Source organism: Robertmurraya mangrovi (genome assembly GCF_034427655.1).
GTDB classification, from domain to species: Bacteria; Bacillota; Bacilli; order Bacillales; family Cytobacillaceae; genus Robertmurraya_A; species Robertmurraya_A mangrovi.
Genome location: NZ_JAXOFX010000002.1, coordinates 472898 through 484680, shown reverse-complemented (window position 1 = coordinate 484680; position 11783 = coordinate 472898). Strand labels below are relative to the sequence as shown.

The 11783-nt window shown below is 36.4% G+C and carries 12 protein-coding genes; all 12 read right to left on the bottom strand.

Annotated features, from left to right (window positions below):
• Positions 1-468: 468 nt before the first annotated feature.
• The 12 genes from aroA to mtrB all read right to left on the bottom strand — a co-directional run bounded on the left by aroA (position 469) and on the right by mtrB (position 11745).
• Positions 469-1761, bottom strand: coding sequence for a 3-phosphoshikimate 1-carboxyvinyltransferase (aroA, locus tag SM124_RS05565; protein ID WP_322445516.1), 1293 nt, complete (start codon positions 1759-1761; stop codon positions 469-471).
• Positions 1762-1810: 49 nt separating this feature from the next.
• Positions 1811-2917 carry a prephenate dehydrogenase gene (locus SM124_RS05560; RefSeq protein ID WP_322445278.1) on the bottom strand — a complete coding sequence of 369 codons (1107 nt, stop codon included), beginning with the start codon at positions 2915-2917 and terminating at the stop codon, positions 1811-1813.
• A gap of 243 nt (positions 2918-3160) precedes the next feature.
• Positions 3161-4264, bottom strand: coding sequence for a histidinol-phosphate transaminase (hisC, locus tag SM124_RS05555; protein ID WP_322445277.1), 1104 nt, complete (start codon positions 4262-4264; stop codon positions 3161-3163).
• A gap of 33 nt (positions 4265-4297) precedes the next feature.
• On the bottom strand, positions 4298-4657 hold the full coding sequence (aroH, locus tag SM124_RS05550) for a chorismate mutase (protein ID WP_322445276.1): 360 nt from the start codon (positions 4655-4657) through the stop codon (positions 4298-4300).
• Between the two features lie 28 nt (positions 4658-4685).
• Positions 4686-5771, bottom strand: a complete 1086-nt coding sequence (aroB, locus tag SM124_RS05545) for a 3-dehydroquinate synthase (RefSeq protein ID WP_322445275.1) — start codon at positions 5769-5771, stop codon at positions 4686-4688.
• On the bottom strand, positions 5771-6943 hold the full coding sequence (gene aroC, locus SM124_RS05540; RefSeq protein ID WP_322445274.1) for a chorismate synthase: 1173 nt from the start codon (positions 6941-6943) through the stop codon (positions 5771-5773). Before aroC ends, aroB begins: the two co-directional genes overlap by 1 nt.
• Positions 6944-7176: 233 nt before the next feature.
• Complete coding sequence (locus SM124_RS05535; RefSeq protein ID WP_322445273.1) at positions 7177-7950, bottom strand: CheR family methyltransferase; 774 nt, start codon at positions 7948-7950, stop codon at positions 7177-7179.
• A gap of 205 nt (positions 7951-8155) precedes the next feature.
• Positions 8156-8602 (bottom strand): nucleoside-diphosphate kinase, encoded by a 447-nt coding sequence (gene ndk, locus SM124_RS05530; RefSeq protein ID WP_322445272.1) that lies wholly within the window; start codon positions 8600-8602, stop codon positions 8156-8158.
• A 93-nt stretch (positions 8603-8695) separates the two neighbouring features.
• Entirely contained in the window at positions 8696-9658 is a 963-nt protein-coding gene (gene hepT / locus SM124_RS05525) for a heptaprenyl diphosphate synthase component II (RefSeq protein WP_322445271.1), read from the bottom strand.
• A gap of 122 nt (positions 9659-9780) precedes the next feature.
• Complete coding sequence (locus tag SM124_RS05520) at positions 9781-10488, bottom strand: demethylmenaquinone methyltransferase (RefSeq protein ID WP_322445270.1); 708 nt, start codon at positions 10486-10488, stop codon at positions 9781-9783.
• Position 10489: 1 nt separating this feature from the next.
• Positions 10490-11308 (bottom strand): heptaprenyl diphosphate synthase component 1, encoded by an 819-nt coding sequence (locus SM124_RS05515; protein ID WP_322445269.1) that lies wholly within the window; start codon positions 11306-11308, stop codon positions 10490-10492.
• A gap of 200 nt (positions 11309-11508) precedes the next feature.
• The gene (mtrB, locus tag SM124_RS05510) at positions 11509-11745 is read right to left on the bottom strand and encodes a trp RNA-binding attenuation protein MtrB (protein ID WP_322445268.1); all 237 of its coding nucleotides are present in this window, start codon (positions 11743-11745) and stop codon (positions 11509-11511) included.
• Positions 11746-11783: the final 38 nt, after the last annotated feature.

Below are 11783 nucleotides of genomic sequence, written 5' to 3'. Positions count from 1 at the left end.
AAACATATCCAAGCTTACCTTAATAGAACGTGGGAAGAATTCATCAACGCCTTGGAATTCAAGCCAAAGAAAACATCAAGAGGCAGGCAGAAGATACCAGATAGACCAAAAGAACAAGTCAATTATGGTCGTGTAGCTCTCGTCATTGAGAAAAGAAAAAAGCAAGTCAAAAGAACAATAAAATAAACCATTTTACAAAAAAAGGGAACAAATATCAATCTTATTTGTAGATTGTCTTTTTTGCTCCCACAGCAAAATATAGATGTAAAATTTTTACTTAAATTCAAATTGATTTACAACTTTGCAAAGCCAGTGGGTCTCACCTGTCATGCTGCTCACGCAAGAGTCTTCGTGCCTTCCACTCCAATCAACAGAGTGCTCAATATAAAGATGGAACTTTGGATGAGTATTTTTAAATAGGATAGGGACTTATCGGACAGCCCCCTTTTTCAAGTGTCTAATCATTAGTTAAGTTTTCGTGATTTTGCCTAAATGCGAAAAGAAGGACGGATACGATACGGCAATGGCTTCTGAGTTTTCGAGTGTTACTTTTTCTTTACAGATTAAGGCAGCAACTGCTAACATCATTCCAATCCGATGGTCACCGTGGCTGTTTACCGTTCCACCTACCAAGTTGGTTTTACCATAGATAATCATTCCATCATCAGTTGCTTCAATTTTTGCTCCAAGTGTGGTTAGCTCTCTCACAACAGTATCTATCCGATTGGTTTCCTTCACTTTAAGCTCTTCTGCATTTCTAATAATGGTTTTTCCTTCGGCTTGGGTAGCTAGCAACGCAATTACAGGAAGTTCATCAATTAATCTTGGAATCAAGTCACCTTCAATAACTGTGCCTTTCAATTTTGATGTTTTTACAATAATGTCACCTACAGGTTCAAAGGCATCTTTTTGTACATTAATCATTTGTACTTCAGCACCCATCTCTTTCATTACATCTAGAATTCCTGTTCTTGTAGGATTTAGTCCCACATTCTTTAAGGTGATTTCACTATTTTCGACAATGGCACCTGCTACTAGGAAAAATGCCGCTGATGAAATATCTCCAGGAACATGAATGTTCGTCCCCTTAAATGATTGATTTCCCTTTATTTTGATCACTTGCCCGTCTACTTCCACTTCGCCACCAAACTGTTCAATCATTCTCTCCGTATGATCTCTTGTTTTAGAGGGCTCGTAAATAGTTGTTATTCCTTCAGCCTGAAGTCCGGCAAAAAGTAAAGCTGATTTAACTTGTGCGCTTGCAACAGGAAGCTCATAGTTAAAACCTTTTAGTTGCCCACCACGTATCGAAATAGGAGTATATTTACCATCCTCACGACCTTCAATTTTGGCACCCATTTGAGTTAATGGTTTTGTCACCCTTGTCATAGGTCTTTTACCTATAGAGTCATCTCCTATAAGCGTCGAGTAGAAGGGTCTCCCTGCTAATATTCCTAACATTAAACGAATAGTAGTTCCTGAATTCCCGACATCTAAAACCTCAGTCGGTTCTCGTAACCCATTTAGTCCTTTTCCAGTTATTTCGACTTTTTGATCATCAACTTCAATATGTACTCCAAGCTTCCTGAAACATGCTATGGTACTTAAGCAGTCCTCTCCAGTTAGGAAATTGGTTACGACCGTTTTTCCATCTGATATAGCCCCAAACATAATGGAACGGTGTGATATTGATTTATCTCCCGGAATGTCGATACTGCCTCTTAATTGATTAACACATGTTGTTAATGGAACAGAGTTCATATAATCATTCCCTTTTTTTAATAGTATTGATTTCTTATCATTTTTTTCATTAAGGACTAATGGAAGTTTCATAATTGGTATATGACCCTATACATTGATTAGCCCGTTCTCTATCTTCTTCTGTTTGGAAGCTAATTACTAGTACTCCATTAATATCTTCTCTAGTTTCTAAGATTCTAATATTGGTTATACTGATTCTTTCTTCCGCTAAATATCCTGTTATTTCTGAGATCACACCTGGATAATCGGGAACATCAACAAATAAATCGTAAAAGGCTGGAATAGCGCCTTTTTCTTTAATAGGCAAATCATCGCGGAATTGTTTAGCCTGAAAAAAATAATTGAGAAGTTCTTCCCCGTTTTCTTCGGTGATGATTTTCTCAATTTTATTCATCTCGTTTTGCCAACGACCTAATAAGGATAGTAAAACCTTTTTATTATGTAGGGATATATCTCTCCACATTTCAGGACTGCTAGAAGCAATTCGGGTAATATCACGAAATCCACCAGCAGCTAAACGTGTAACAAGCTTTTGATCATGACTTGTTTGTTGAGCTTGGTGAACGAGTGAAGCCGCAATAACATGGGGGAAATGACTAATAACTCCTGTTAAGTAGTCATGTTCTTCCGGAGAGACAATGAGAAATTTCGCTTTTGTTCCAGCTAACCATTCTTTTAATTCGTCTATTATTCTTGGGTCAATATGGTCCTCTGGTGTCAGCAAATAAAAAGCATTTTCAAACAGAATGGCTTTTGCCGCGGTAACACCACTTTTATGGGAACCAGCCATCGGATGTCCACCAATAAAAGTAATGTTCTTATCTTTTAAGCAGGCAGCTTTTTGGACGATTATATCCTTGGTACTTCCAGCATCAGATATAATGACATTATCTTTTAAAGGGAGTTTAGAGAGACTATCAATTACTCTTTCCGCTTCTCTAACAGGAGTTGCCAGTAAGATTAAGTCAGCCTCTGTAGCTACTGATTCAATACTAGATGCGATTTCATCAATGACGCCCAGCATTTTTGCTAGGCGGCATTGTTCCCCGTTTATATCATATCCGATTATGGTTGCCTTAGGGTGTCTTTCCTTTACGCATAGAGCTAAAGAGCCTCCAATTAAGCCTAACCCTATTACAAATACACGACCTTTCAAGGAAATCCCCCCTTTTAAAAATGAGACTAACAGTAGCTATTTGTTGTTTGTTTACTGTAAAAATTTTGCCCGTTGATTTCCGCTCCGGACACTTGCTTTCCGCAGGGATGGAGGGGAGCCTCCTCGTCGTGCCGACTGTGGGGTCTCCCCTTCCCTCTATTCCTGCAGGAGTCAAATGTCCTCCGCTCCAATCAACTCAGATAATAACACTAAAAAGCACTAACCTTTTCTATCAAAAGTATTCTATTTAGTTAAGGTCACTCTCGATTGAAGAAATTCCTTCATGACTTCAATCACTCCATTATTCTGTTCTTCAGATCCGACTGTTACACGAATGGAGGTTGGGAAGCCTAGTGCTTTACCAGAACGAACGATAAAACCTCTCTCCATTAGGTATTGGAATACTTCATTGCTGTCTACCTCAAAGTCAATCAGGATGAAGTTTCCTTGTGATAATGAATACGAAAGACCTACTTCATTACAGAAAGAGTAAAACTGCTCTAATCCCTTGCGGTTAAGCTCTCTACATTTTTTTACGTACTCTTGGTCTTGAATGGCTGTTTTTGCTGCTAATTGAGCTAATGTGTTTGTGTTGAATGGTTCTCTTACTGGCTCTAGGGAGCGAATGATGTCTGAATTGCTGATCCCATATCCTACACGGAAGCTTGCTAATCCGTAGATTTTTGAGAATGTCCTTAAAACAATAAGGTTTTTATATGTCTCTATTAATTCAACTGCATCATAATAATCATCTGCAACTACATATTCAAAATAGGCTTCGTCAAGAACGATAAGAGTTTCTTCAGGTACTCTTTCTAAAAAGGATAGAAGTTTATGATTAGAGATATAGGTGCCTGTTGGATTATTTGGAGAACAAACCCAAACCACGTTTGTTTTATCATCAATGGCAGCAAGCATTCCTTCTAAATCATGTTCACCTTCAATAAGTGGAACTTCTCGAACCTCTGCTCCTTCAATTACTGCATTATGCTTATATTGTGGAAATGTTGGTGAGGCCATTACGGTGTTATAACCAGGTCGTAACAATGCTCTGGCAATTATTTGTATAATTTCATCAGAACCGTTTCCGAATATCAATTGATTTGCTTCTACTTTTAATAATTCAGCTAATTCAAAACGTAAATCTGTTGTATAACCATCTGGATATAGCGCATAAGAGCCTGAAAAATCTTGTATGGCTGACACTACCTTTTCAGAACAGCCAAAAGGATTCTCATTTGATGCTAATTTTATTATTTCATCAAGACCATATTGTTTTTTTACTTCTTCTTTTGATTTACCTGGTTGGTATGGTTGAAGTACCAACACTTGCTCTTTCCATCTCATCGTATCCACCTCAACTAAACTCATATATAAAATCTACTTTAAATCTGGACGTAAACTTGATGCTCCCTCTAGATAAACGTGTTGAATTTCATTTTGCTCCTTAGAGGTATTTAAATGAATCATGATTCTTATGCATTTTCTTAAAGCAGAAGGAACGGGAATCTCTTTCATACACATGACTGGAACGTATGTCCAACCATCAAATGATCTTAAGGCTTTTGCAGGAAAAGTAGCTGTTAAATCTTCAGTAACAGAAATAAAGATAGATGCTACATCGTTTGGGTTAATTTCATTTAATTTAATCATCTCTTCTAATAATGTACCTGTTGCCTCTACGATTTGTCCTTCTAAATCTTCCGTTACTGTGGTAGCTCCTCTAACCCCTCTAATCATTCACATTCCTCCCTTTTTTAGTTCATGTTTATCCACTATAAGTATATAAGTGCTCTAACTCTTCTAATATCAGTTCATCACATAATTCTTTTATCATTGGTTGGCCAATCTCTTCTAATAAAACAAAAGTAACTTTTTGTTTGATAGACTTTTTATCTTGTTTCATTCTAGCTAACAACTTCTTAGGGTCCAGATAACTAGGCACAGTAATTTGATAACCTAGCTCAGATAACCACCCCTTAAAATGATCCATATTAAAAGAAAGATTAGTTACTGCCTTACTAAGCTGAAGAGCATAAACCATACCAATCATAACAGCTTCACCATGTGAAATTTTACCATACCCAGCTTCTGCTTCGATGGCATGCCCTAGAGTATGACCAAAATTTAAGAACCTTCGAATACCATTCTCTTTTTCATCTTCTTTTACGATAGCACCCTTAATGTTGATACCTGTTTTTAAGAAAAAACTTATTTGTTCATCGGTCAGTGTCTCTAGGCTAGTAATATTTTTATTTAACCATTCGTAAAAGGAGAAATCTTGGATTAATCCGTGCTTAATTACTTCCGCAAATCCAGACCTTTTTTCTACTAGAGGCAGTGACTTTAAGAAATTCAAGTCAAAAAAAACAGCCTCAGGCTGATAAAAAGCCCCAATCATGTTTTTTCCAAGAGGGTGGTTAATAGCTACTTTCCCACCAACAGCACTATCATGAGCAAGGATAGTAGTCGGAATTTGTATGAAAGGAATCCCTCGCATATAAGTCGCTGCGACAAAGCCGGCTAAATCTCCAACCGCACCTCCACCTAACGCTAAAATGTACGATTTTCGATCTAACTTCTGCTCAAGTGCATAAGATAAGCAGCTATAGTAGATTTCAAATGTCTTAGCTTCTTCTCCATTTGGAACGACGTAATGAGTTACGTCAAAGCTAGAAAGACTATTTTCTAGCTTTGACAGATAAAGGTCACCAACATTATAATCCGTAATGATAAGAATTTTACTAACTTCCCGATTTGAATCTTTAAGAAATGATTCTAATTGACCAATGGCCTCTTTTTCAATAAATACGGGATAGTCTTTAGAGGGCGTTGAAATATGGACCTTTTCCATTAGAACTCCCTCGCATATTGGCGTTGTTTCTCAACTACTTCAATTAATGTATCGATTCTATCAGAATAAAATTGATTTACAATCGCACTCGCTAATTCCCAAGCAATCACACTTTCCGCAACAACAGCTGCTGCAGGAACAGCACAGCTATCTGAACGTTCTATACTTGCTGAGAATGGCTCTTTTGATTCAATATCAACGCTTTGCAGCGGTTTATATAATGTAGGAATTGGTTTCATGACTCCTCTAACAATAATAGGCATTCCAGTGGACATTCCACCCTCTAGACCACCTAAGCGATTCGTTTTACGAGAATAACCATCCTTTTCATTCCACGTAATTTCATCATGTACTTCACTTCCAGGTTTTCTAGCCGCCTCAAAGCCAATTCCAAACTCAACGCCTTTAAAGGCATTAATACTGATGATTGCACTAGCTAACTTTGCATCGAGTTTTCGATCATAGTGTACATAGCTTCCTACTCCAGGAGGCATTCCTTCAACAATGACTTCTACAATCCCACCGATTGAATCCCCGTTTGCTTTTGCATCATCTATTGCCTTCATCATTTCTTTTTCGGCTACAGGATCTAAGCATCTTACGGGGGAATTCTCCGTAATCTCCTGAAGTTCTTCAATAGAGTTATAAGAATGTACTGAAGATTTAACGCCACCAATCTCAGTTACATGGGAAGCAACTTTAATACCTAGAAGGGATAGTAGCTTTTTAGCAACTGCCCCTGCAGCCACTCTTACAGTCGTTTCTCTAGCCGAAGAACGTTCCAATACATTTCTCATATCTCGATGTCCATATTTTAGTGCACCATTTAAGTCAGCGTGCCCAGGTCTCGGGCGAGAAATCACTCTCTTTACTTCTTCCTCTGCTCCTAAATCCAATGGTTCTGCACCCATAATTTTAGTCCAATGTTTCCAGTCATTATTTTCTACCACTAATGCTACTGGAGAACCTAATGTATAACCATGACGAACTCCACTTAAAATTTGGACGGTATCTTTCTCAATTTGCATTCTCCGTCCTCGTCCATGCCCTTTTTGACGTCTAGACAATTCCTGATTTATTTCTTCTGCCTCAAGTGGCATACCCGCTGGTAGACCTTCTACAATTGTCGTTAATTGGGGGCCATGTGACTCCCCGGCTGTTAAGTATCTCATCACTCTTTCCCCCTTCAACTCATTAAAGGATTATGTCTCAATATAACATATGCATAATAATAAGAATAGTATTAGTTTGAAAATTATAGTAATTTTATTGCTTGGCTACTTTTAAAAATTAGATACGTTAAGCTTTTAAAGATGGAGTCATTTTATCATGAAAGCATCTAATAAACAAAAATGGAGGTTATGTCTCTTTTCTATTAGTAAATAAAAAGGAGCCTCATTGGCCCCTACTTTTTGCGATAGAAAAATGTATCTTCTGTTTCAAATCCATATAATGCAGGATTGAATATTTGCTCTGTACTGCCAACGAAAAATATTCCGTCTTGCCTAAGTGCACCGCTAAATTTATGGTATAAAAGATCTTTTGCTTCCTCTGTAAAATAAATTAGAACGTTTCTACAAACGATCAAATCAAATGGTCCACCAAAAGAATCCGCAAGTAGATTCTGTTTCTTAAAAGTTACCGTTTTTTTGATTTCCTCTGAAACGTGATAAAAACTTCCATCCTGGGTAAAGTATTTCTTCCTGATATCATCAGGGACTTCATTTAATGACCTCTCTGGATATGCACCGACCTTAGCTCTCTTTATTACGTTTTCATCTAAATCAGTTGCTAGTATTTGCACTTGAGATAAAGGCATAAACTTAGACATAATCATAGCTAAAGTATATGGTTCTTCCCCAGTAGAACATGCAGCACTCCAAATTTTTAATTTCTTATTTTGGCCTAATAATTTTGGTAATAGACGTTGCTCAAGTACTTCCCATCGTTTTCCATTACGATAGAATTCGGAGACGTTAATCGTCATACGATCTAGAAACTCATTTAGTAATTCTGTGTTTCTACTAATAGCTTGATAAAAATCATCGAAAGACTTAAAGCCTTTTTTTTCATAAAGAGAGATTAGTCTTCTTTTCATTTGCGCTTCTTTATATAAAGCTAAATCTATCCCCGTCTTTTTCTTAATACTTGCTATAAACTGTAAATAATCTTGTGACATGGTTCTTCTCTCCTGTTACATCCATTGTATTTCCCTATTTGTAAATTAAGTATAGCGAAAATAAGAGAAAAAAAGGCAATTTTCACAAAAAAGTAAATAAAAAAATGTATTTTTCAAGAACTTCTTGAATATTACTGTATACGGTTACAAAAAAGAGCCCTTGTAGACATACAAGAGCTCTTTTTAGAAATAAATTGTATTTATATTAGTTAGTCCACTCGTTGATTAATTTTGTGTAAGAAACTAACTCTTCTTCTTTAAAGAATAAACCGATTTCACGTACAGCACTTTCAGGAGAATCAGAACCGTGAATAATGTTCTTTCCAACTGTTACTGCGTAGTCACCACGGATTGTTCCAGGAGCTGATTCTTTAGGGTTAGTAGCACCCATCATTAAACGAGCAGTTGCAATTACATTTTCACCTTCCCAAACCATTGCGAAAACTGGACCAGAAGTAATGAAATCTACTAACTCACCAAAGAAAGGACGCTCTTTGTGCTCACCATAATGTTGCTCTGCTAATTCTCTAGTGATTAGCATTAATTTACCGCCTACTAATTGAAAGCCCTTTTTCTCAAAACGAGCTACGATTTCTCCGATTAAGTTACGTTGTACGCCGTCTGGTTTAACCATTAAAAATGTTCTTTCCATGCATTCCACTCCTAAATATCATTATGTATGTGTTACCTTGTACAGGCAATCCATGAAAAATATTAACATTATTTAGATAAATTAGCAACCCAGTTAAAATTTTCGTTTGCCAATGAAATGTGCAATATCTCTTAATGTTTTCTTAGCACGGTTATCTGGAAGTTCCTTCAAAATATCGAGTGCCTTTACTAAATAGCGGTCGCTAATGGCAATTGATTTCTCAATTGCTCCCGACTGTTTGATTAACTCGATAATTCGTACGATTTCATTACGGTCCATGTTCTCATGAACTTTAACAATTTCCGGATAGATTTCTTCGTTTTCCATAGCAAATAAGACAGGGAGCGTGATATTACCTTGTAATAAATCCCCACCGGCAGGTTTCCCTAATACCTTTTCTGTACCAACGAAATCGAGGACATCATCCGTAATTTGAAAGGACATTCCAACATAATAACCAAATTGGTACAGCTTTTTTTGTACGGATTCATCAACATTTGCCGTAACCGCACCTAATTGACAACTAGCAGCAATTAATAAAGCTGTCTTTCTTTTAATTCTTCGAAGATAATCCCTCAAGTGTTGATCAAACCGATATTTATCTTTAATCTGCTCAATTTCACCAACACATAACTCAACAATAGTATCAGACAATATTTTATGAGCTAATGGATTAGTGATATTGGTCATTAACTCTAAAGAGCGCGCAAAGATATAGTCACCTGTGTACATAGCGATTCTGTTATCCCATTTAGCCTTAATGGTTGGCTGACCACGGCGAATCTCTGCATCGTCAATTACATCATCATGAACTAGAGAAGCCATATGGATAAGTTCAAGAGCTACTGCTACATTCTTCATTACATGAATATCGTAATTACCGAACTTACCTCCAAGCAATACAAAAACTGGACGAATTCTTTTCCCTCCAGCTTGAAGTAAGTGCAAGGATGCTTGATGTAATAGAGGGGACTCAGCAACAACAGTCTCCTCTAACGTTTTTTCTATTATGTTAATATCCGAATTCAGGAATGAATACATCATTTTTAACTTCATACAACTTCTCCTAGTTTCTAATCCTCTCTTTTTAAAGGCCCTAAACCTTTAGAAAACCAACATAAAGGTAGTATATAAAAAGGCTGATAGTTATTTACCGATACTACTATCTAACCGAAAACCTATTTATCTTTGTAGCCGATATGAACTGCCGCAGCTCCCCCGCTATACGGTTTGTAGAATACTTTTTTGAAACCAACACTTTCAAACATACTAGCTAATTCTTTCATTCCTGGAAAGTTAAGAGTTGATTCTTGTAACCATGAGTACTCCTCGTAACTTTTCGCAAATATTTTACCAAATATCGGCATGATAAAACGGAAATAGAAAAAATAGAGCTGTTTGTATCCAAACATTGTTGGCTGAGAAGTTTCTAGACATACAGCCATTCCACCAGGTTTTAATACTCGCTCCATTTCTTTTAGCACTTGTATATAATCTGGTACATTTCTAAGACCAAATCCTATTGTAACATAATCAAAGGTATTATCAGAAAAAGGCAGCTCCATCGCATTCCCATGGATTAATGTTACTTGCTTTAAATTTAGCTGGTCAATTTTTCTTTGACCTACCTTTAACATATTCTCGCTAAAATCTAATCCAATTACTTCACCATTACTACCGACTTCATTAGCTAACGCGATGGACCAATCTGCTGTACCACAACAAACATCTAAGGCCTTTTGACCTTTTTGAACGTTCATTTTTTTCATCGTGTCTTCACGCCATTTTTTATGCAATTGAAAACTAATAACCGAGTTCATTTTATCATAGTTATCTGAGATCTTCTCAAAGACACCATGCACACGTTGTTCTTTAGATTGTTGCATTTTATTTAACCTCCTTTCGCATTAAGCTTGGTTGTTGTAATAAGGTTGATATTCTTTGATTTAAATTTGCATTTAGATGTGGCAACTTGACTATTGCCTTTTCTAATAAATCCCGTGCATAATCCATATACTTTTCGCAGATTAAGATTAAATGGTTTTGCTGCTCTAAGGATAAGTCCTTTAATGTAGGAACATTAGGTAAAGTAAGCTGTTTAAGTGCTTCAAAAACAACCGATTTCCCTGACTGTTTAAACTGTTCCATTTCTTTTGAAAGTCGCTTAATTAACAGGAAATTGGAAGCCAACTCATTCCAAGAATCTAATTTAAAATAGTTAATGAATTTATCGATTAAAGATGATTCAATGGCCATTAGACTTGTCATTAATTTTTCTTGACTATCAAGACTTTTTTGATAAACCAGTATCTTTTTATCATATATTTCCTTAATGCCCTCAGCTAACATTCTAATGACATCCACATCATCCTCTGCTGCAAGGAACTTATAATACAGTCCACTATAGTATACCCCTGCTAAAACAGTAAGTTGTCTCGTTTTCAAGGCATCTTCGTCTGGAATAGAATTAGTTACTTGCTCATGGGTGTCAATGGCTACGTGTAAGAGCATAGTAGTAAGCACGTAGTTATCATAGGTTTTAATTGGTAAGTCTACTTGATCTAAAATGGAGATGAGAATAAGTAGTTTATCTTCATCAATAACTGGTGCCTGTATGTTACTTAACAGATAGGGATGCATAAGCTGTTCCTGTATTTTTTCTTTTAGATCTGCTATTTTCTTTTGAATGTCTTCCAAGATTATCACCCTTGTATCCCTATAGTTTCCTCATATGTAAAATCAAGCTTACTAGAAAAAATATCTAGTTCAAAAAATATAAAACGTTCTCTCTATGTAGAACGTGCATATGTAAAATATTATAAAATCTTGAGTATGCCTATAGTTATAAAGGCAGTGACAATTATATCATAAAAGAACTTGTAATGGGCCATGTTTTCATTTAATTGTCACTTTTTCTGTTCGCTTTCAATTTCTCCGTAAGATGTAACAATTCTAGCTTGCCCTCTAATTTTAATTGCCGAAGTATGTTCCGTAAATTGAGCTATCATTACTTCCCCTTTATCTAGTTTCTCCGAATGATGGAATCTAGTATCTGAACCTCTTGTTAAACCAATCACATTTACTCCATCTTCAATAGCTTTAATTACAATATAGTCACTAGTAGGAGTTTGTTTTTTTTCCATAAGACACCTCGTCCATCTAATAATGTAAAAGGCTAAAA